General features: G+C 44.2%; 31 protein-coding genes. 2 read left to right on the top strand and 29 right to left on the bottom strand.

The annotated features are described in order from the left end of the window. Window positions 1-25: 25 nt before the first annotated feature. From KO537_RS09555 to KO537_RS09480, 16 genes are all read right to left on the bottom strand, one after another. Window positions 26-976, bottom strand: coding sequence for a S49 family peptidase (locus KO537_RS09555; protein WP_219234356.1), 951 nt, complete (start codon window positions 974-976; stop codon window positions 26-28). Beyond that, window positions 967-2,220, bottom strand: a complete 1,254-nt coding sequence (locus KO537_RS09550; protein ID WP_219234355.1) for a phage portal protein — start codon at window positions 2,218-2,220, stop codon at window positions 967-969. The genes KO537_RS09555 and KO537_RS09550 overlap by 10 nt, the downstream gene beginning before the upstream one ends. Beyond that, window positions 2,221-2,391 (bottom strand): hypothetical protein, encoded by a 171-nt coding sequence (locus KO537_RS09545; protein WP_219234354.1) that lies wholly within the window; start codon window positions 2,389-2,391, stop codon window positions 2,221-2,223. Next, a complete protein-coding gene (locus KO537_RS09540; protein WP_219234353.1) occupies window positions 2,385-4,124 on the bottom strand; it encodes a terminase TerL endonuclease subunit in 1,740 nt (579 codons plus the stop codon). The genes KO537_RS09545 and KO537_RS09540 overlap by 7 nt, the downstream gene beginning before the upstream one ends. After that, window positions 4,081-4,593, bottom strand: coding sequence for a phage terminase small subunit P27 family (locus tag KO537_RS09535; RefSeq protein WP_219234352.1), 513 nt, complete (start codon window positions 4,591-4,593; stop codon window positions 4,081-4,083). The genes KO537_RS09540 and KO537_RS09535 overlap by 44 nt, the downstream gene beginning before the upstream one ends. Before the next feature lie 8 nt (window positions 4,594-4,601). Beyond that, window positions 4,602-4,937 carry an HNH endonuclease signature motif containing protein gene (locus KO537_RS09530; protein WP_219234351.1) on the bottom strand — a complete coding sequence of 112 codons (336 nt, stop codon included), beginning with the start codon at window positions 4,935-4,937 and terminating at the stop codon, window positions 4,602-4,604. Next, window positions 4,934-5,134 (bottom strand): hypothetical protein, encoded by a 201-nt coding sequence (locus KO537_RS09525; protein WP_219234406.1) that lies wholly within the window; start codon window positions 5,132-5,134, stop codon window positions 4,934-4,936. The genes KO537_RS09530 and KO537_RS09525 overlap by 4 nt, the downstream gene beginning before the upstream one ends. A 76-nt stretch (window positions 5,135-5,210) precedes the next feature. Beyond that, window positions 5,211-5,486 (bottom strand): HP1 family phage holin, encoded by a 276-nt coding sequence (locus KO537_RS09520; protein ID WP_219234350.1) that lies wholly within the window; start codon window positions 5,484-5,486, stop codon window positions 5,211-5,213. A 117-nt stretch (window positions 5,487-5,603) separates the two neighbouring features. Continuing rightward, complete coding sequence (locus KO537_RS09515; RefSeq protein ID WP_219234349.1) at window positions 5,604-6,128, bottom strand: hypothetical protein; 525 nt, start codon at window positions 6,126-6,128, stop codon at window positions 5,604-5,606. A gap of 249 nt (window positions 6,129-6,377) precedes the next feature. Beyond that, on the bottom strand, window positions 6,378-6,890 hold the full coding sequence (locus tag KO537_RS09510) for a lysozyme (protein WP_219234348.1): 513 nt from the start codon (window positions 6,888-6,890) through the stop codon (window positions 6,378-6,380). Window positions 6,891-7,057: 167 nt separating this feature from the next. Beyond that, a complete protein-coding gene (locus tag KO537_RS09505) occupies window positions 7,058-7,558 on the bottom strand; it encodes a hypothetical protein (RefSeq protein ID WP_173496337.1) in 501 nt (166 codons plus the stop codon). Between the two features lie 27 nt (window positions 7,559-7,585). After that, complete coding sequence (locus KO537_RS09500; protein WP_219234347.1) at window positions 7,586-8,818, bottom strand: polymorphic toxin type 44 domain-containing protein; 1,233 nt, start codon at window positions 8,816-8,818, stop codon at window positions 7,586-7,588. Window positions 8,819-9,009: 191 nt separating this feature from the next. Beyond that, entirely contained in the window at window positions 9,010-10,269 is a 1,260-nt protein-coding gene (locus KO537_RS09495) for a Y-family DNA polymerase (RefSeq protein WP_219234346.1), read from the bottom strand. After that, window positions 10,257-10,685 (bottom strand): translesion error-prone DNA polymerase V autoproteolytic subunit, encoded by a 429-nt coding sequence (gene umuD / locus KO537_RS09490; RefSeq protein WP_219234345.1) that lies wholly within the window; start codon window positions 10,683-10,685, stop codon window positions 10,257-10,259. Before umuD ends, KO537_RS09495 begins: the two co-directional genes overlap by 13 nt. Window positions 10,686-10,885: 200 nt before the next feature. Then, entirely contained in the window at window positions 10,886-11,170 is a 285-nt protein-coding gene (locus tag KO537_RS09485; RefSeq protein WP_219234344.1) for a HEAT repeat domain-containing protein, read from the bottom strand. A 75-nt stretch (window positions 11,171-11,245) separates the two neighbouring features. After that, a complete protein-coding gene (locus KO537_RS09480) occupies window positions 11,246-11,569 on the bottom strand; it encodes a DUF4406 domain-containing protein (protein ID WP_219234343.1) in 324 nt (107 codons plus the stop codon). A gap of 378 nt (window positions 11,570-11,947) precedes the next feature. Here KO537_RS09480 and KO537_RS09475 point away from each other — a divergent pair, with 378 nt between their 5' ends. Then, window positions 11,948-12,682, top strand: coding sequence for a hypothetical protein (locus tag KO537_RS09475; protein ID WP_219234342.1), 735 nt, complete (start codon window positions 11,948-11,950; stop codon window positions 12,680-12,682). A 65-nt stretch (window positions 12,683-12,747) separates the two neighbouring features. Here KO537_RS09475 and KO537_RS09470 read toward each other — a convergent pair whose 3' ends face one another. From KO537_RS09470 to KO537_RS09410, 13 genes are all read right to left on the bottom strand, one after another. Then, the gene (locus tag KO537_RS09470) at window positions 12,748-13,965 is read right to left on the bottom strand and encodes a tyrosine-type recombinase/integrase (RefSeq protein ID WP_219234341.1); all 1,218 of its coding nucleotides are present in this window, start codon (window positions 13,963-13,965) and stop codon (window positions 12,748-12,750) included. Beyond that, window positions 13,965-14,564, bottom strand: coding sequence for a hypothetical protein (locus KO537_RS09465; protein WP_219234340.1), 600 nt, complete (start codon window positions 14,562-14,564; stop codon window positions 13,965-13,967). The genes KO537_RS09470 and KO537_RS09465 overlap by 1 nt, the downstream gene beginning before the upstream one ends. Next, window positions 14,561-14,824 (bottom strand): hypothetical protein, encoded by a 264-nt coding sequence (locus tag KO537_RS09460; protein WP_219234339.1) that lies wholly within the window; start codon window positions 14,822-14,824, stop codon window positions 14,561-14,563. Before KO537_RS09460 ends, KO537_RS09465 begins: the two co-directional genes overlap by 4 nt. After that, window positions 14,824-15,393 carry a TIGR02642 family protein gene (locus KO537_RS09455; RefSeq protein WP_219234338.1) on the bottom strand — a complete coding sequence of 190 codons (570 nt, stop codon included), beginning with the start codon at window positions 15,391-15,393 and terminating at the stop codon, window positions 14,824-14,826. Before KO537_RS09455 ends, KO537_RS09460 begins: the two co-directional genes overlap by 1 nt. Further along, window positions 15,390-15,833 (bottom strand): hypothetical protein, encoded by a 444-nt coding sequence (locus KO537_RS09450; protein ID WP_012587941.1) that lies wholly within the window; start codon window positions 15,831-15,833, stop codon window positions 15,390-15,392. The genes KO537_RS09455 and KO537_RS09450 overlap by 4 nt, the downstream gene beginning before the upstream one ends. Next, on the bottom strand, window positions 15,833-16,339 hold the full coding sequence (locus KO537_RS09445; protein WP_219234337.1) for a hypothetical protein: 507 nt from the start codon (window positions 16,337-16,339) through the stop codon (window positions 15,833-15,835). The genes KO537_RS09450 and KO537_RS09445 overlap by 1 nt, the downstream gene beginning before the upstream one ends. Further along, window positions 16,336-16,716, bottom strand: coding sequence for a hypothetical protein (locus KO537_RS09440; RefSeq protein WP_219234336.1), 381 nt, complete (start codon window positions 16,714-16,716; stop codon window positions 16,336-16,338). The genes KO537_RS09445 and KO537_RS09440 overlap by 4 nt, the downstream gene beginning before the upstream one ends. Then, window positions 16,700-17,443 (bottom strand): ATP-binding protein, encoded by a 744-nt coding sequence (locus tag KO537_RS09435; RefSeq protein ID WP_219234335.1) that lies wholly within the window; start codon window positions 17,441-17,443, stop codon window positions 16,700-16,702. The genes KO537_RS09440 and KO537_RS09435 overlap by 17 nt, the downstream gene beginning before the upstream one ends. A 2-nt stretch (window positions 17,444-17,445) precedes the next feature. Further along, window positions 17,446-18,351: a replication protein gene (locus KO537_RS09430; RefSeq protein WP_219234334.1), complete on the bottom strand. Its 906-nt coding sequence runs from the start codon at window positions 18,349-18,351 to the stop codon at window positions 17,446-17,448. Between the two features lie 72 nt (window positions 18,352-18,423). After that, window positions 18,424-18,681 carry a hypothetical protein gene (locus tag KO537_RS09425; protein ID WP_219234333.1) on the bottom strand — a complete coding sequence of 86 codons (258 nt, stop codon included), beginning with the start codon at window positions 18,679-18,681 and terminating at the stop codon, window positions 18,424-18,426. Next, window positions 18,681-18,875, bottom strand: coding sequence for a hypothetical protein (locus tag KO537_RS09420; protein ID WP_219234332.1), 195 nt, complete (start codon window positions 18,873-18,875; stop codon window positions 18,681-18,683). Before KO537_RS09420 ends, KO537_RS09425 begins: the two co-directional genes overlap by 1 nt. Beyond that, window positions 18,868-19,437 carry a phage regulatory CII family protein gene (locus KO537_RS09415; protein ID WP_251071069.1) on the bottom strand — a complete coding sequence of 190 codons (570 nt, stop codon included), beginning with the start codon at window positions 19,435-19,437 and terminating at the stop codon, window positions 18,868-18,870. The genes KO537_RS09420 and KO537_RS09415 overlap by 8 nt, the downstream gene beginning before the upstream one ends. 30 nt (window positions 19,438-19,467) lie before the next feature. After that, window positions 19,468-19,671 carry a Cro/CI family transcriptional regulator gene (locus KO537_RS09410; RefSeq protein WP_219234331.1) on the bottom strand — a complete coding sequence of 68 codons (204 nt, stop codon included), beginning with the start codon at window positions 19,669-19,671 and terminating at the stop codon, window positions 19,468-19,470. Window positions 19,672-19,776: 105 nt separating this feature from the next. On the opposite strand from KO537_RS09410, the gene KO537_RS09405 reads away from it, so the two are divergent. Continuing rightward, entirely contained in the window at window positions 19,777-20,511 is a 735-nt protein-coding gene (locus KO537_RS09405) for a helix-turn-helix transcriptional regulator (RefSeq protein WP_247651489.1), read from the top strand. Window positions 20,512-20,524: the final 13 nt, after the last annotated feature.

The raw sequence follows: 20,524 nt of genomic DNA, 5'->3' as shown, positions 1-20,524 counted from the left end.
TGCACATTACTGCCCCGCCGCTTGGCTAGAGCTGGTTCGTCATATTCATAGCTTTAGCTTGCATCCCAATGCTTCTGGTTCTTGTTGTTTGGGACATATAAGGTTTTGCTATCGCATTAATCGCCTCAAATGGCGACATAAGTTCGTCAGCAAGCCCCATAGTGATGGCTTCTTTAGCGCCAAAAAGTCTGGCTTGAGTATCAATGATTTTTTGAACATCAATATTGCGATATTGGGCTACTGACTCGGTAAACATGCGGTAGGTTTCATCAAGGCGAGCATTGATTTCGATAATGGCTTGTTCGGTGATGGGTTCGTGTGGACTGCCATCATTCTTATGATCACCGCGGAAGAAAGTCGTGAAGTTTAGTCCCATATTTTCCTCTAACTTACTGGACTCCATGTGTTCCATGATCACGCCGATAGAACCAACTCCTGAGGTTGATGACACAATGATTTTTGAACAGGCAGAAGCGAGGTAATAGCCTGCTGAATAGGCGTTGTAATTAACGATGGCATTAATGGGCTTTATTTGGCGAGATTGGTAGATGAAATCAGCCAGTTCTTTGCAGCCTACTGCCATTCCACCGCCAGTATTGAAGTCAACAACGACCTCTTCAATCATGTTGTTATTAAGCGCCCGAGTCATACGGTTTTGCAGCTTTTCATAGCTGTTAAGCTCAGTACATGCTGCTGTGATATGCCCACGGCGAGCCATTAACAGACCATGAATGGGAATAACAGCTACTCGACCATTTGCAGTGGTGTACATGCCTGAAATATCACAGTCATCATCAGCAACTGCGGCTAATGGTTCTGGTAATGTTTGGTTTTGTTGTAATGATGGAATTTCAATGCTGCCATTGCCCATAATACGCGGGATAAGTACAGATTTAACGGCATCAACTGCAGTTCTTGTCGCTAGCAATGGGGTATTGAATACCATGCTGGCTAAATTTGGATAGTTTACTTGCATAGAATTGCCTCTATCTGTTGCATTTGTTCTGGGGTGGCGTTCATGTGCTGTTGCATTGAATTACTTGGAACCATGTTGAGTGGGGTTAAATAAGTTTCTCCCCCGCTAATGGGTGTCATGTTTTCTAGGCGACGAATATCATTAACACTTAACCATCCCCAGTTACGGCCGATTGCGTAAGACTCATATCGGGATTTTTGGTCACCGCGTAACAATCCTTGTACGTTGAACTCTATGTAATATTGGCCACGCTCAGACGGTAAAAGTAGATCGCGGGTTTGTGCTGCCTCAATACGTTTTAGCCATGGCAAGAGCGAGTAAATGACATACCCAAGCGACATCGACTCAATACCAGATCCCCAAGAGGTAGTTTTCTCCGTCATCTGCACCATGTGCAGCGGAATTTTGTATAAGCGACACACTTCCGCAATACCAAAGCCACGACTTTCAAGCAATTGGGCTTTTTCGTTATCCATCGATAACTGTTTGTAGCTCATTCCCTCTTGCAGCATCGCAACTGAAAAAGCATTGCGTAGGCCTGAGTGACGCTCTTTAAACTTGCTTAATATGGCGTCAACTTTCTCTTGAGAGTCAATTGCCTTGACGTCATGAGGACGCTCTATCACGCCGCTGAGTGTGGTGCCATTAGCAAAGACATTACCTGCATGTTGCTCTGTAGCTAATGACAACCCAAATACATCTGGATTGGTTTGAATAGGCGATACGCCAATGTAACCATCAAGGCTAAAGCCTTTGATGTGATGGATTAATCTCGCAGGAAGCGTTTCGTTAATATCAACAAGATAGTAGTACGGCAGGCCATCAGGCCCTTTTAACACTTGAACTTTATCTGGGTTTAGCGGGATCAGTTCTTTGATGTATCCATCGCTATCATATTCTTTTAATGCGTAGTTATTACCGCGCAAACCCAGACAGCCCATTGATTGCTCGTAGTATTCAAAGCTGGTGTCTTTTTGGTTTGGCTGGTTATGAATAATGTCATACAGTGGGTGATCTGTAGCTCTTACTCTTCCTTCTCCATCTCTGCGATAAAGCTCACAAGGTAACTGAGCAACTGACTCTGCCAATAACGTTACGCAGGCGCGAACAGCTGATATTGCGAGGGCTTTTTCTGGGGTGATGTGTATACCTGATGCTGTATTGCTACCACCAACAGCGCTAACCCATCGCCAACCGTCATTGCCTTGCTGACGCGGTCCCCTAAACATTTGTGGAATGAACATTTATTCACCTGGTCCTTTGGTTGCACTCATTGCCCGAGTCACCATCCATGACCAAAGCAGGCATAAGCTACCAAGCGTGATAAATCCTACAGCGGGGATCAGCATCCAAGCGCCATACGAAACTAAGAGAGCACCTGCGAGCCCGATAATAAAAGCGATATATATCAACATAGAACGTCCGAAGTTTCGTAAACAGAAGTTGACTGAACATCACTTACTGGATCAGCCGTTCCCACTGCCATTGCGGCGGCGACTACGCCATCGATGCGGCCTGTGGATTTTTTCTTGGTAAAAATACGGTTGTCTTTGGCGTCGGCCTCAAGCACTGCGCTTGCTGCGTTCCACCTTAGGCATGGGTTGGTTTTGATTCTGATCTGCTTGCTGGTGATCAGCTTTTCGAACTCTTCAATTGAGCGCGGCATCCACAGGTTTGACTCTGATGCCTTGTAGTAACCTTGCCCATGTTTAACCAGTGGGATAAACACGTTTGCCTCTGTTAGCGCTGGCGTTAAGTAGTTAATCCGGTATTGGTCAAATCCGATGCATTTGATATCGAACTGGGCTGATAAGTCGGCGATGCGTTCGGCGACAAAGCTGTAGTCCACTGCATGCCCGGGTGGTGCATGGATAAAACCTTGCCTTAACCATGCTGAATACGGCACGTTATCGGTGCGTTCTCGGTCAAGCAAGGTGTCTTTTGGCGTCCAAAACTCGACTAACAACGTTTTTACTCGCGGGAAGTAAAGCGCTAATGCCGTTAAATCTCGGGTACCTGATAAGTCGAGTCCGCCGTAGCATTCTTCGCCGACGAGTTCGCTGATATCAAAATCATCTTCACAATCTGTCCATGTGTCGGCTGATAGCCAAGGCGAGGCAGAATCTACCCACTGGCAGAAGTTTAAGCGCCGAACAATGCTCTCTTTTGCTGGCATACCCTTAGCTTGGGTGACCTGTTCACGCAGGTATTTGTGCGTGAAGGTATACCCGAGTGACGGGTTAGCTTTTGGCCAGCAGCTTTCATCATTGATTGGGTCGTCACCTTCATCGAGAGAACAGATAAAGGCGAAGAAGGAATCATCTGGTTTGGATCCCGCACAAATGGCCTTGCCATATTCGTGGTATGCGTAACAAACGCTGGTGCGGTCGTGGCCTGAGTTGGTGATCATGAAGATCAGCGCTTGTTTGCGGCCTTTGGTGCCGGCGCGCATCATTTCAACGACGTTGTTGTTCTTGTGTTCGTGGACTTCGTCAATCAGCGCCATATGCGGACGTGGGCCTGATTGACCGTTGTCCGAACTGATTGGCCTAAAGAATGAGTTCTTTTCGAGATAGGCAAGGTTCCAAACACTCTGGCCCGTTCCCGATTTTTTTAATCTTGAGCTTAACTGCGGCGACTGGTTGACCATGGAAACCGCATCGCGGAATAAGATCATGGCCTGATCTTTTTTGGTCGCGGCGGCATAAATTTCCGCGCTAGCCTCGCCATCAGCGACTAAACCATAAAGCCCTATTCCACCTGCTAGTGGTGATTTACCTGATCCTTTGCCACTTTCGACATAACACATGCGGAATCGGCGGGTATGGTCGGCATCTTTCCAACCAAATAACGAGCCAACAATAAAGGCTTGCCAATCTAGCAGGTGGAACGGCTTACCTTCATGATCACCGCCACTTAAGCACAATACTTTAGGGAAAAAGCTGATTGCTCGGTTTGCTGCGGCTAAGTCAAAATAAAGGCCACGTTCGTGGCCTGTTTCTAAGTCTTTTAAATGCCGTTTACAGGCGTTGCGGATGTCTGGTCCCGCTAAGAACTCACCTGATACAACTTGAGTGGCCCAACGAGTGACGCGATCTTCTATATCATCCGAAGAATTCGTCGACTTCGTCTTTTTTCTTGGCGCCATCAGTTACCTGTACTTTGCTACGGGCTGATGGGGTTAGCCCAAATTCAACGAGATAGGCTCTAAAGCGCCGATCGGCATCAGCCAGCATTTGCACGGCTGGGTTAGCCTTCATTAGCATTTGCTCGACTTGCGTAAATTCTTTGGTTTCTTCATCGATGTTTTCGCCGATGATTTTGATACTTTGGTAGGTTCGACCGTTTTGCTTAATTTCGTCTCTGAGCTCAAGGATTTCGGAATAAACATCACATAAACGCTCAAGGGCCATTCCATCGGCAAGGGTAAGAACGCCCATGTCTTTAAGCAGTAGGGTGAGTTTCTTCCATGCGGCTTTGGCTCTTGGGCTTAAGTGAGCTGGCATGCGAGGAATACCGGCTTGCAATTTCGGCTCTTTTTTATTGAGTGGCCGCTTGCCTGGGTTGCCTGTAACTAGCTTGAGCGCAGTGGGGGTGGATTTTCTTCCTACTGCCACTTTTCACCTCAATACTTGTTCCAATGGTGGTTAGGGTCTGTAGGCTTGCCGCTTTCATCAGCACCAGGCTTTACCCCTCGATTCTCCATTATTTTTTTAGTGCTATCGTGGCAAAGCTTACAAAGCGGTTGCCAGTTGTTGGTGTCCCAGAACAAGGCTTGATCACCTTGGTGTGGAATTTTGTGGTCCACGACAGTTGCGGCTGTGATCTTGCCATTTTCTTCGCAGTAGCAACAAAGCGGGTGGCGACTTAAAAATGTTTCTCTGGCTTTTTGCCAACGTCCACCGTACCCACGTTCAGCAGTTTTACGCTTGTCATCACGCCAGCTAGGTTTTTGACTCATAACTCATCTGAGCCATCTAAATAGCCTGATTGTTTTTCTTCTTCTGGCTCTGTGGCCATCATCTGATCAACGATTTCAAGGTTACTATTTACCAGCTGACTGATCGCTGTGGTTTGGGCGTTAATGGCCGCGGTTAAGGCTTTGAGTTGTTCAACTAAAACCGCAGTTTCAGAAGGTGTTGACGGGGATGAAATCATCTTTCCGTTAATTATCGCACTCGTTGTTTTTAACGGGGCTGAAATCATCTTTCCATTAATTATCGCACTCGTTGTTTTATGCATCACAACTGCCTCTATCTGAGCTAATCACTTCCACAGCATTGCTCTTAAGCGCTGCCATACGTGCTAAGTGATATTCCTGATCGCGCTTCTCCGCTGCTTTATTGCGACGATACTGCACAACAAATAATGCGACCGTTGAGGCAATACCGAGCAGCAGAGCAATATTGCTCAATGATAAAAACCCGCCGATGGCAGTTGAGATAGAAGCAATATAGCTTCCGGTTGTCACTGTTTTATCCATAATTGGCGTCATCGCTCTGATATTCATACTTAGCCCCCCGATCACTCGGTAGACAGTTTAGATTTTTGCTCGTTAATCCAGTTTTCTAGTGCTAACCAATCTCGGTCACACAATGAAATCACTTCGATTAACGAATTGGTGTATTCAGAAAGTTCTTGGTTTTTCTTGCTGGAATATCGTGGCGCTAGGCACTGGCTGATCAGTTCCTGTGGCGGGAAAACATACTTTATCTTGGTGACGGTAACGGTTCGCACACCTGGCTGAACGCTCGAGCACCCTATTAAGATCTGCAGGGATATCAGCAGTGCCCCAAGACTTCGTTTTTTCATCAATGGCCCCGTTAAAAATTTGCTTCAATTCTTTATTACTTGCTGCAAATTCCTGCTTAATTTCGTTTCGATCACGTTCTCGATCGCTTAATGCTTTTGCTAATAGGCTAAGGCTAGATAACAAGTTTTCTTTATCTTTTTCAGCAACTTCAAGCGAGGCTGAAACAGAGGTCAAATCCTTTTGCAAGTTTGCCCTTGATTGTTCAGATCTAGCCAAATCACTCTTTAACAGTGCTATTTGCCCCTGATTTATCCTCAAAAACACACCTAAAGCAAAAATGGAAACGACCAACAAACCGATAACTAACGCAATGATTTTATTCTTTAATGTACTGAACATTTTCAAGACCTTCCTGCGCCAGAAAAAAAGGTTTCATTTCGCGGTTTTGTATAAAGATGGGAGCGCACGGTCAGTTAGGCAAAAGCCCCAAGGTTTCGACCCGCCCCACCCCCACTGACAAAACCTCAACAGATTCATAGGCGTTGATTTCAGAGCCTTTACCGAATGATTTGACCGCTGGCATCATGAATTTAACTCCTTCTGTAATCGCTTCTAATCGCGTTGTGTTGGATATTATTTTGAGTGAATCTACTTCAGTGAATCAATGCAGCGCTGATGCCGCTCTAGCACTCGAACCCAGACGCCATAGCAGCGCTTGTTGCCAGGGGTTGAACAGTCATAGCCAGCGACAGTGCGATACTTTGGCAGTAGCAGCGCATCACATGCCTGTTGATATTCGCCTTTGATTACGTGATCACGCATAGGTGAATCTGACCAGCGGCCAATGCCATACTGGTAAACCCAATCGATATAGAGATCGTAAGATGCTTGGTTAAGCTCGGTATTCGGTAAGCTATTGCGGAAGCGTTCCTCATCCTTTGAGATGTGAGCCTTAGCTGTTGTCAACGCATTAATAGGGGTGAATTTCTCACCAAGCTTTACTGGCCTGCCATCGGCGTGATACGTAGAACCAAAGCCGCCAGTCGGCCTATCTCCTTGCACCGGCACTGTAGCGAGTGGCGCAAACCCTTCTGAGGTGATCAAGGTAATGAATGCTGCAGCTGATAGGCTAAGGCCTGTGACTATCATCTTATTGCGCATTGAATTTGCCCCAAAAAAAAGCCCCAGCAGGTGCTGAGGCTTGAATAATTCAGAAGGTCTAGATAGCAAAAAGCCACCTGTTCGGTGGCTTTAGATGCTATAACCCGCATTGTTATAACACAATAAAGGATTTGAATTACTAGGTCAATGCATACCTGCTAACTAGTTCAAAATTGCGTAAATGAAAAATTCCAACCATCTTCAATTGGTCTATCATACTTTAAATCCATTCCAACCTTTAAGGTATTCTCTACGGTATGTAGCTTTTCATCAAAAAGGACAAATCCATTTCTCTGAAAGCTATATCCGTATGTTTTTCCAGCGCCAACATTTCCAGTAAAAAAATATGGAACTGCAAGGCTACACTCTTTAGAACTGTTTTTCTCATAAACTATAGCCTGTCCTCCAATTATGCTGAGTAATCTATCTAAGTCTTTATTTCTAAATTTATCATCAATCCTACTTGGATTATAACTATACCTTTCATCTGTATAACTAAAATCCTGTTTTACATTTCCTAATTCACAAGCAATTTTTTGAAGTTCATTAAAGGCAATTCTATTAACTTCAAAATTTTTTTTCATTGTTTCAAATGTAGGTTCGCTTTCGCAGCCAACAAGAATCAGAAAAGATACTAACAACGGCCAACTTCCTAAAATAGTTTTCATTTTAGATACCTTATATTGAATTGAATACTATTTACTTGACAAACAACGAGGCGGATAGCCTTTTTGAACTAACCACATTGCACATCCGCCGCCACCGCCACCGCCGCCCCAACCTGCACCACCGCCAGGGAATGTATTAACACCACCGCCACCGTTACCACCGCCTTCCCCGCCTCCTACTCCTCCTGCGCCAGTATTATTTGTCCCATTAAGAGTTTGAGAATCTTGGCATGATGTCGAAGAAGTGTCTCCTTGGTTATTTTGATGTACTTCGTCGTAGTAACGAATTCCTCTCATAGTCTGTTCAGAGTCTCCAAAATTATCACCATCATTGGATATGAAATTGTAAACACCCTGTGGAAAGCCTGCCCAGCCTGAATCACTAATAGCTTGATAACCAGCAGAACCTCTAATTATAAAAGAGGACGGGAGCCCCATAGCTCTTGCATTAGCACCATAAAGAAAATTCCCCATTTCTGCTGAACCTCCGTACTTGCTAGATAAATCATGAGCAACATCCAAAGCGCCTCCACCTCTATGCATTACATACATTCTAGCAAAAGCTGCTGATATTTGAGCACCAAGCGTATGAGTCTTATTAATTTCATTTTTCCATTGCCTAGATACTTTTAATACAGCATTTATATTTAACTCTTCATTTGTATTTCTATTTTTAGGCGCGGGTTCAGGTGGTCTATTAGCGTCTGTACATTGAGAGGCTTCATTCATTGAGCCTGCAGAACTAGCCATATACAAGGGTAATGTGCCTACACTGTCAGAGTTATAGCACCCTTTACAAGGCTTAGTAGGTGGAATATTGGAGATTGTTTTTCTAGATGCTAGTCCTATGTATATAGAAGTTTCACCACTAGTTGTATTTTCATCATGAATAACAAAATATCTATATTCTATATTTTGAGTCATTGGGGTCAATGTAACTAAAATCTCTGAACTATAATTTGTATTAAGTTTAGCATTAGTACTGACCCCAGCTGCAGACTGAGTTTTGTCTAAAATCACACTTCCGTTTGCGCTTTGTATTTTTATCTTATAAGCAGCATCTTTATCAAGGCTTGGGTCTGCAACAAAATATGTTTTTTGTATATTAACATTTTTAAAGCTAATACATGCAGATTGATTTTGATATTGCGTATACAACTCAATATTTGAGTTAGGGTTTAATACAATACAATTATTTGCAAATGCATTGAATGATAACATCACTGATGCAAAAACTAGAAAACTCCTTAATACTCTCATATTATTACAGAACTCCATTCTATTTAACACCCATAAAGTGAAGCACGAAAATATCACAAAAAATATCAGTGTCAACAAATTTAACCAACATTTAAGACATGATTGACCATGATTTATAACAAATAGAATCCGGTATAATTCCGTATTGCATTTTTATTAATTCGATTAAGCACATAATTTTCGTATTAAACTTAATAACATTTAATCTTCGGCAAACTTGCCCAATTGGTAGTGTACTGTGGCGTCAGTAGTTCACGTCGCATTGCCCACTTTTGTTCTATGCCTTGAGCAGCTAAGAACAAGGTATCACGGCCATAGCGTAAGTTAATGCCATCAAGTATTTGCATCAAAGCCGGATCTGCTTTCGGTGCGTTAAATAAGTCGAATTGCTGATACTTGTCACAACTTAGATTAATGAGCCCAATGCCGATCTTGTAATACCTCACACCTTCTCTAAATAATTTAGGTGCAGCAGCTGTCATCGCTCTGGTCATTTCGACAGTGCACTTAGTAGCACAGGGGAAGTGAACAATAGATTTAAAACTTGCAGGATGTTCGTCATAAGGAGAATTGCTGGCGAACAGTAGCATTGATTTACAACTTGATCCTTGCGCCCTTGCCTTAGAAGCGGCAATTGCGACATGTTTACTCAAGGCCTGCAGGAGTGAATCAAAATCCATAATCCTTTCGCCAACCGAACGGGTGGAGAATATCTGTTGTTTATCCGCTCTGGCTTGGTCCCATTGTTTACATTCTTGTCCATTGAGTTCACGCACTGTGCGTTCAACCTCAATGCTGAATAGCTTTCTCGCAAGTCCTGCTGGCATTTTAGCAAGATCTAGCGCGGTGTTGATGTTCATTAACTCAAGCTTTTTACTAATCCGCCGACCAATTCCCCACACCTCACCAACGGGTGTTTGCTTTAAAATGGCTAGCCGTTCTGTCTCATTATCAATGACACAAACACCGCTATAACCCGGTAACTTTTTAGCTGCGTGGTTGGCAATTTTAGCCAGCGTAAGGCTAGCAGCAATGCCAACACATACAGGTAAGCAAGCCTCTTTCCATACTGCACGGCGGATTAACTGTCCTTGCGTCTTTAGGCACTGAATCGCTGGATAACAATGCTTGAAGGATAGAAAGCTTTCATCGATAGAATACACATGTTGATCCGGTGCAAACCGACCAATAATTTCCATCATCTTGGACGATAGGTCGGCGTACAACTCGTAATTTGAAGAGCAAGCAATTACCCCGAGTTTCTGACACTGATCTTTTACTTGAAAGTAAGGCGCAAATTTAGGTATACCAGCTTCCTTGGCTTGCCTATTCGCGGCAACGATACATCCATCGTTGTTGCTTAGTACGATTATTGGCTTGCCACGCCAATCTGGTCGAAAGACTTGCTCTGCACTGCAGTAAAATGAGTTGGCATCAACTAAGGCATACATAGTTGTTCCGCCAATATAGAACAATGGGTGTGCAACCTAACAGACCGAGTTACAACCCCTTCAATACGGAAGTCATCGTAATCTTTAACCTCTACGGCTTGCTGTTGTTCATTAGATGATAAAAGCATTTTTCTGGCTTTATCATAGATTTTACACACGAACTCGCCGTTCAGCGTTGCAACGATAACGTTACCTTGTTGAGCTGTAACATGCCTGTCCACAATGAGTACATCACCGTCAAAGATGCCAACGCCTTGCATCGAATCCCCCTGCGCTATACCAATGTAAGTAGCGCTAGGATGTTGCACTAAAAGCTCGTCTAGACTTAAACCGAGCTGTGTGTATTCTGCTGCAGGGCTTTCAAAGCCATGAACCCCAGCGTGTGCTGGTACAGCTATAAAGGGCAAAACACGCATAAAAGCACCAAATCACTGTATATAATTACAGTGATTATAGCGCTTGAGCTGTAGTTAGCAAATTTTGAATGATTTAGTTATCAGTTAACTGATTATTGACGTCACTAAACATTGATAATGTCTACATGTCTAATCCTCAGTGACTATCAATATTTAGCTCTCAAAAATTTAAATTACATTAGATAGAGCTAAATCGAAGATTATTTACAACCTCTTCCTGCTTGCCCTAATGCCTGCAGAACTTTATCCCTTAAGCTAGGATTACTAGTATAAATATTCATTATAGATTGCACAGCTTTATCACCACCTGCTTTCCCTAAGGCATTTAGTACGTCAATCCTAAAACTGGGGTAAAGATCATAGATTCCCATGATTGCATCAACGGCATCGTCACCACCCGCATACCCAAGAGACTCGATAACTTCAGCCCTATAGTTAGGATTAGAAGTATAAATTTCGACAATTTCCTTTACTGCTAAATTCATGATTACCTTATGTTCAATTAGAAAATAGTCTCAATATTTAGCATATTGCCACTCATTAATCTAATTTTTAAGCTATCAAAATACTAAACTCATCCCATAGGCAATGTCTATTCCAGTTGGGACGAACACAATCTTAAGCCCTATCTTCTTGGCGTAGTAATACTCGGCGGTGGCGCCAGCTGATTTGCGCCAACCGGGCAACATCACTATCTCACTGCAGGCGCGGATCATGGCGTAACAGATATCCATGTACTGGGGTTCTGTGAGCCCAACGGGCAACCCTGCAGAGTGCAACACTACTCTTCCCGTTGCGGCCAGTTCCTCTTCTGCACTAAAGAACGCTAACTTATTGGCCTTGACGTTGCCACTGATCGGCCCTGCGATATAGGTGGTAATCATTAATCATCACCTGGCGGGTTCATGATTGATGTTATTTTGTTGGCAGGAGCTTTATGCTCTGTCATGTAGCCAACAGCTTTTAAAACCTTCACTTTACTCATTAAATATCTTCCTCTTTGGAAGATACATATATTGCCTTGTAAGCCGCTATCGGCAAGGCTTTCAGCAGTTTTACTGTTATTTCCTATCTTGATACTGTCTTGATACTGTCTTGATACTGTCTTGATACTGTCTTGATACTGTCTTGATACTGTCTTGATACTGTCTTGAGTAATAAAAACATTAGATTTGAACTTGCAGCCTGTCTTTAAATTATTGTTATTATTGCAGACAACTGATAAAGTCCATTGAAACTAAAACCTTTACCTACATATACTTATGATGACTGATAACCCTGCAGAAAGATTGTTAAAAATCCTTGAGAATGGCAAAAAAATTGGCATAGAAAAACCGAATAAATTAGCTTGGATGCAAGTACTTGAAGTACCTGGGGATAATCTAAATTCTCATTCAATCTTATTAAGTAAGCTTGGAAAAGTCATGTTACTTCCACATGACATATTAAATTTAGTTTCACTTCATTATCCAGCACAAATTTCTGGATATCAGTATTCCTTCAATCAAATCCAAGCGGCATTTTTAAATCAAAACTTAAATGAAAATTGGCATACTTTTATTCGGCATATAGATAGCCATAGTTTAAATACTTTGTCGATGATCTCTGCTTTACTTGATCAAAAGCTTGAAACAACAACTATCGAAAATGAAAAGTTAAATTTATTTAGAGAAAAGCTTAAAAAGCTTATTAATGAAACACTTAAGTCTAATCTGTCGACTGAATTTAAAAAATTTATGACTCATTACTTAAATAAAATTTTAAACGCAATAAACGATTACCTCATCTCAGGTGCAATGCCTGTTATGGATGCAATTGAAGCAACACTTGGTCATGCCGTACTGAACGAATCATTTAAGGATGAATTAAAAAATACCGATACGGGAAAGAGTATATCTCAAATGCTTGCTGACTTAGCAAATACAGTGGCTATTGCAACTGCGGCTACTGGTACCATTGCTTACTTCAGCACTCATGGATTTCCACTTCTCACGTAAACATTATTTTACTCAAAAACTTACATTGGCAGCAAAATAATCTATGCTGCCAACTTCTTAAAAATTTAAATCTCGATATGAGTCTGTTTATTCAACCACGCAATAAATGGGTTATAAATTGCCATTAAATGACTGTGCCACAACTCAATTGCTGCTCTCTTTTGGTCGGCTAAATAGGTATGAATGTAGGCTTGATCTAGCTTGGTCATCGAGTGGTTTAACATCTGCTCGGCCACCATGTAATCAATGCCTAAGTCAGCCCAACACGACCTTGCTAGCTTGCGTAAATCATGGGCAGTCCATTCACTGTTACTCACTTGCTTAACCAAACTATTCGCCGACCGTTCATCTAATCCACCATTGCGACAAGGATGCGGGAATAAATACCCACCACGATACCCTGCTGCTTCCTGCATGGCTTTATGCCAACGTAATACATCAGCCATTAATGGAGTGATCGGGATAGTCAGTTGGGCATGTGTCTTCGTAATGTCGGCAGGGATCACCAGCTTAGCATTGGACTCGTCGTAGTAGGTCCAGCGCAGTAAACGAGTTTCACCGATACGGGTACCGTAAGCCAGCATGATAAATATAAGCATGGCTGCGCCATCGTTAGCATTACCTATATTCGTTAGCAGCTGCAGCAGATCAGTGGATTGTAGTTTTGGCGGCTTAGTCGCAATGGGTGTCGAGATAAAATCGGTAAAACTCAATGATGCCAGCGGATCATCACTAATCAACTTAAGCACTGTCGCCTGTTTGAAGGCCTTACGTAAAATAGCGTAATACTGGCGAACGCTGCCCAATGCGTAGCGAGCCTGCAGGGGCCAAATCAATAGCTCATCAACCTTATGATGATTAAGCTCACTCAGCATCACATCACCCAGCACAGGGATTAAGTGTTTAGTGATGGCGCACTTGATGTTGCGTTTGCGCTTCAACGATAAACTGGTGTCTGTTTGTGACCGGCTTAAATACCAATTTAATAACCCGCCGCAACTTAGCCAGGTATTAACTTTCACACTCTGATCTTGCCTATGCTGCATGCTTAACGACGGTAGATCATCCAGCATTGCCTTAGCGCTCACTAGTGGCCAGTCGGCTACCTTAGCCCAATTGGCCTTGCCGTCTTTATAGGTGATTAAATGCCAGCTACCACGGCTGCGTGAACTGGCCAAACGCAGTCGCAGCGGAAACCTTGGGTCCCTGATTTCAGTAATAGACTGATCGGCAACCGCCCGTTTAATGGCGGCGTCACTTAACGCAATACAGGTCACGGCCATTAGTCACACCTCAGGTTAGTGCGGCAATCCGCGTAAAAATACTCGATCGCAATGGCTTCTTTATCTGCAGGTGATAACCCAACCTTAAACAAGTCAGCAGTCAGTTTTTCAATCAACTCAAACTCAGTCATGATCAAGGATTGCTGCAGCTTAACCAGCTCGTTATTAGCCGCAATATTCACGCCGATCCCGCCGCATTTATCACAGCAATGCAGCGCAAACATCGGCCTCACTTTGCCAACGCCACGGCAGGTTCTGCACTTTGGCAGCGCATTGATCTGGCGTTTAATCGCCTCTTTGGCAAGAACCATAGCTTTATATTCAGGCGTTGATAACACGCTGTCTTTACAGAGCAAATCAAAGCGTTCATTCAATACTGACTGCTTAGCGAGTACCGCCATCAAGCGTTTGTTCTGGCGTTCTAGTGGCTCGATGCGGTGGCTGTCAGCATTACCAATCGCGGCATTAGCATCTAATTCATCACGGATCACCCGCACTGCAGCTTCAACGCCACAAGCCAAATCAACCGATCCCATAGACTCGAGTTGATCGGCCTCTTTAACTAGGCGCTTAACTAAGTCGTTTACTGTCTCAATCATTTAGATAGTGCCTCAGCTAGCGCTTTATTGTGCTCATTAACCGCTTTCGCACACTCTTCAGCGCTATCAAATTGATACACAAGCTCACGGCTGCGACCTTCATCATGGGCACAAAAGTAAGCAAAGGCGCAGCGGCGTTCTATCCGGCTGACTTGTTCAAGTGTTTGCTTACTCCAAAGACGAGTCGTCCTTGTTTCAAGTACGTGGCCTTGCCTCCAAATGACGTGATTAAATTTAAGTCTGTTATCTGGTGTACTCATTAGTTCACCTGCTCATTTTCAGCAGCGACTAAGCGCAATACCCGCTTTGCATGGCGTTCGGCATCGGCTTGATGATGGTGCAGTGTGTCGACGCCGCTCATGTACTTGTCGTAAAAATGCTGGCTAAATTGTTCTGTGGTGATCTTGGTACCGCTTAAATTACAAAACGATTTAGTCAGCTGCTCAACCGTGTTCAACCTCTTTCCTGTACCACTGCAGTGTTTGCACTCACCATTGCGGTGATAATTGAGTTTTGTTCCTTCGCACATATTGCAAATGCGGGTTCCGCACACTTCATTCACTGCCAGCTTTGCCAACGCAGTCGCCGCAACAGGCCTAAAGTCGGTTTCATACTGTTTGGCTAAGGCGTTGATCAGCAAATTCTCGGCATCAATATCGCCGCAAATACTGGCCTCTAATACTTTAACGCCGACTAAATACTTACCCTGCACCTGCGCGACAACACCCATAGCATCCTCCTTACTAAAAACCCCTTTGCCACCGACTGCAGCGCCAATCGCAACACCGCGGGGCGACAACAACTCAAATAAGCGCTCTATCGATATCATCTGTCAGTCCCTTGAGGTGATGGCGCAGTCGGGGCCGCACTTTTGTGAATAATTGCCAGCGCCATGCGAAATACACGACTCTCTTTCGATTCCAGCGGATCAATGCGCGATACCGAGCTTTCAGGCTTGCGAGTCACATCTTCTCTAACCAGTTTTCTTAAATACAAAGCATCACTGAGCGTTGAATTACTAACACCAGCCTCTTTACACGCCTTTAAAATGGAATAGCCGCCAACATATAAATCAATGGCCTTTTCAAGATTTGAAGCACATAAAACTGATCTATCACGGAAAACCCCGCGCTTTTTGAGCGCTCTAGTGAGTGCGCCTTTGCTAACGTCAGCACGCTGGGCAGAATCAATGACCGATAACTGTTGAGTGACATAGAATGCGATCGCTTTATCAATGCGCTCATCAAACGATAATTTTAGAGTTGTCATTATTCCCCCTGCCCAAACATGGCGATCAGTGCAGCATCGCGAGTGTCGGCATTGCTGCGCCCCGTCCAACCGGTGATCTTGTTAAAATAAACACTGCTATCCTTGGCTTTTTTAATCGGACCACGCAGCGGCTTTACCAAAGTGACTTTGATGCCCTTATCCTCAAGCACTTCTTTAATCAGTCTGGCCGTGGCTTTCACTTTGCCTAGGTCCTCGGCAATACTCATGTTCACCTTGGCATTGGATCCGCTTTGGCTAGGTGCATGGCCAACGTAGGCAAGCAATGGGTTTTGCCCTTTGACCGACTGCCTTAACCGCTTAGGGAATACCGGCTTCTTGTTATCCACATCTTCGAGTAAAACAGCGCAAGGCGAGCTCGTAGCACTGCTAACCACAAACTCAATCAGCTCACTAAACCCCATACTTTTAAGCATCACTATTTCGCCGTTTACGACAGACGCCACACCGCTTTTAGTGAGGTCAGGATCAATACCTATTCGAATCACGCCTCTACCCCTCTAAAATGCTTCGACTGCTGCACTAAAAACCGATTCGCCTGAAATCGACCATCACGCCCACCAATGGCAAATAAGCGTTCGTACTCGATCGACACTGAATGCTTAAACTGCTGAGGAATAACAGACATGTGCTTTTGAATCCGCTTGGCGTCTGAATCACCACTACGGCAGTGATAAAACAGCGGGTATTCATGCGCACACCGAAAGCCTTGTGCGAGTAGATCAACGGCAGAGTACTGAGTCGGCACAAACAACACCGCATCGTTAACGGCATCTTTAACCGTGATAGCAGCCTCAGTTTTCGCCACAATCGCGCTATAAAAGTCAGGCGCATCTGCAGGTAACGGTTTAATTGCCAGAGCCATTGGCAAATCCTTTTTTACCGCGATAGCTAGACCAATTAAATTTCACCGCTACAGTGGCCGCATCCTGTAAGCGCTCGTATGCCCGTTCACCCAATAAGCTCTGTAAAGCCACTAAGTCCAAGTTAGTGATAAAGCCAGTGGGCTTAAGGCCATATAAACGCTTGTCGATAATGCGTGTTAGCCACAGCATTTCGTCGATACTGCCGCGCTGTAATCCAATTTCATCAATGATCAATAGCTCAGGGCGCATAAACTCTGCGATCAAGCGTTCTTCAGTGAGCGAACGGTCGTTATAGCTCGCCCGAAAACGTGCAAACAAATCCATGACACTTAACAAGACTACAGAGTGATTTTTTGCCATCAGGTCGTTAGAGATAGCGGCGGCTAAATGGTTTTTTCCTGTTCCTGGCGTACCAATAAACAAGAAACCTTTGCCAACGGCTGCTAGCTCAACAAACTTTTCGGCATAGCGCTTTGCCACATTCAACGCCTTTGCTTGCTCAGCCGTTTCAGCAACGTAGTTATCAAAATTACAGCTCAAAAAGTGCTGACTTAAGCCACTCTTACCAAACAATGCATTCGTTATGCGCTGCCGATGTTCGCTAGCGGCTCGGAGCTCATCACGGCGTTTTAACTCAAGAATATCTGCCTGTGAAATTGGCTTAATATTTTCTGGTGCACCCATTTTTTTTAATAAACGGCTTAGGTCATTACTCACATTAATCATGGCTAAAGATCCGTGTTAAATGCATCAGCAACTGAGTCAAAACGATCATTGGCATTGCTATGCACAGCAATATCAAAATGTGATGCAGCAGGACGTGGCAAAGGGGTTTTCCAATGGTGTTGGCGGATAAACTTGGTGATGCCAAGCACGTATTGACCATTGGCCTCTGCTTGCCAACTTGAATCGCTAGCAGCTGCTTGAGTTAGCCATAGGATTGCAGCTTCACAATCGGCTTCAGTAAGCTTTTCAGATTTCCACGCTGACCAAGCGGCTGAATCACTACCGCCCTTGCGATGCACTGGGTACAGTTTAAAAAAGGGATTAAACGCTGATTTAGGACATATGTTTTTTGTATTGTCTTTTGTATTAATGTCTTTCTTTTGTGGGGGTCTATCTAGACATGTTTTACTGTCAGTTCCGACAGTCTCGCCGTCAGAATGGACAGTTTTTACTGTCAGAATAGACAGGTTATTTTCACTGTCAGAACTGACAGTTTTGGCTTTAGTTGGTTTAACAGCCCATGAAGAAACAGTCGGGTTAACACCAATTTTCTTGCCATCTTTTACCAGCACATTGCGCTTTAATAACCCGCCAACCACCCGCGATACATTGTCGGTGTCAATCTCGGTCATCTCTTCAATTTGGCTGTAAGAAACCCAATCAGTAGCCTTGCCATAGCCGTAGGTTCTACGGATCACAGCAAACACAACACGGCTTTCACGATCACTCAATTTCGTTCGGCACAGGGCATCCACCAGCGTATTGGAGAGTCGTAAATACCCATCATCCAAATCTGCTTTCACCATCCCACCCCGCGCTTGTTGTTTGTGGTCAGCAACGGGCCTTAACGGCACCACATTGCTGCCACCAGCATCATGATTGACGCTAAGTTCTTGTTCTTGTAACATCTGCATTACCTCGGCTTCTTGTAACGTTGCTCGGTATTAAGCCCATGGCCTCCACAGCTCTAGTGGGCTTTCTTATTTCAACTGCACTGCACTACCTGAAAACTGATACCCCGCATCCAGTACCCGCGCCGCAATAGCTTCAGCACTCGTAGTCGGTGACTGCCTGATCACATTCGCCAGCAAAGCAATGTCTTGATTGCGCTGAATCCGTGCAAATGCTTCATCTTCTTCAGGTGTGTAGGGGATGTCGGTACAAGATTTTGCGCAGGAGTTATCAGTTAACTGATTTAAATTAAGCTGCGGTGTAAAGACTAAGCTTCTACCTGCCATCACGCTCTCCCATTAGCCTTTAGGCGCTCATAGTCATGGCGACAGTCGGTATCACAAAAGTGACTTGCGCCTGTAATCTTGGTTAAGCAATAGTGGCATCTGCCAGTAAACGGCAATGACGGCTGGCGAACGCCAAGCGCAGCCTTCACATGCACTTCATTTTCGATAGCGGCGGCATCTGCAATATCACTCATTGGATGCGCTCTTTGATAAGGCTTGCGAAAAAGCCACAGTCAAAGGCTTGTTAGGTTGCAGCTCAATACTAAAATCATTCACTTGCGGCAGTTCCCGCACTTGGCTGCTCACCACGGCTTTAAGTGACAACACTTCGCGTACTGTGTTGGTCAGCTCGCGGCCGATACGTTCAAACTCGTCAGGGGTGATCACCCCGTCGGCGCGGGAGTCACGGATTTCAGCCAGTGCGATCCCCATCTGTTCGCTAATCAATAACAGCTGATCGCTCAACTCTTCATCACAGTTAACCGCCTCAGGCAGCTTAACGAACACGCCACCACGGCTATGGCACCAAGCAGACACAATGCGATCGTCATCAGCCAGCGCAGTAAGATGAATCGCATCACGTAAGTACAAGTGATTGCTGTCGTTATCAGGGTTGAGCTTGTTGTACATCACACCGGGCTGCTGGAATAAATCCTTCGCTAGCTTATCTACACCGTAATCGTGCCCAAGCGCATGGGCGGCATAGAGTGGATCGGTACATGAGAGACTTTGGCGCTTTAATGTGAGTTTACTCATTGGGTTAGTTATCCTGTTTAGACACTTTAGCTAGGCAACCTGAGATGCTGAATTGGATTCAAGGGCTTTATCAGCATGAACCTTCAATTCACCACCCGTTAAGCGCTCAAGCTGAAAGGCTCGAAGCTCAGGAACTTCTTGGCCCCACTGCGAGATAGATGAGTGAGTTATGCCGAGTTGCTTAGCCAAATTAGATTTGGTTTTAAAGAAAGATACAGCGTCAGATGTTTTCATACTCACCCTTAAAGTTAGTTTTCTAACATTATCAACAAAAGGATTCTAATGTCAAACGAATGTAAGATAACTAACGATAAAGATTTTGCTAATGAGATATTTGTTATGAGTTATCAAGCCGAGCAGATTGGCGACAGAATTAGACGGCGCAGAAAAGAGCTTAAATTGACGCAAAAAAATATTGCGGATGCGCTTCAAATCACACCAAGTTCCATTACCCAATGGGAACTTGGTATGAATACGCCAAAAGGGAAAAACCTTATCAATCTAAGTAAGACGCTTGATTGCACAGCTGAGTGGCTGCTTTCTGGTAGCGTTGAAACTGAAAATAACAATGCTAATACAGAATCTAATGCAGAGTGGCATCCGGGTTTTGAGCTGTGGGATGGTGATACCCCATTAAGGGATGATGAAGTGGCTTTACCTTTCTACCGTGAAGTAGAATTAGCCGCAGGTAATGGTTCTAGTTTTGTACAAGAGAATGGCGGCTGTAAGCTGCGATTTGCTAAATCAACCCTCAAAAAGAGCAATGTGGATCCGCAATATGCGGCCTGTGTGACCGTTTCTGGTGACAGCATGCTGCCAGTTTTACATCACGGCACCACAGTTGGCGTCGACACCAGTAAAAAAAATATAGTCGATGGTAAAATGTATGCCATTGATCACGATGGCATGCTACGAGTGAAAATACTCTATCGCATACCTGGCGGCGGCATTCGCATTAAAAGTTACAACAACGATGAATACCCAGATGAATTTATCCAGCCTGAGCAAATGAGTACGATTAAAATAATTGGTTGGGTGTTTTGGTGGTCAGTGCTAAACGTATGGACTAACTAATATTTATTTAATA

It is taken from the genome of Shewanella sp. NKUCC01_JLK (assembly GCF_019345615.1).
In the GTDB taxonomy this organism is placed as follows: Bacteria; Pseudomonadota; Gammaproteobacteria; order Enterobacterales; family Shewanellaceae; genus Shewanella; species Shewanella oncorhynchi.
This window is presented reverse-complemented; position numbering and strand designations above follow the sequence as displayed.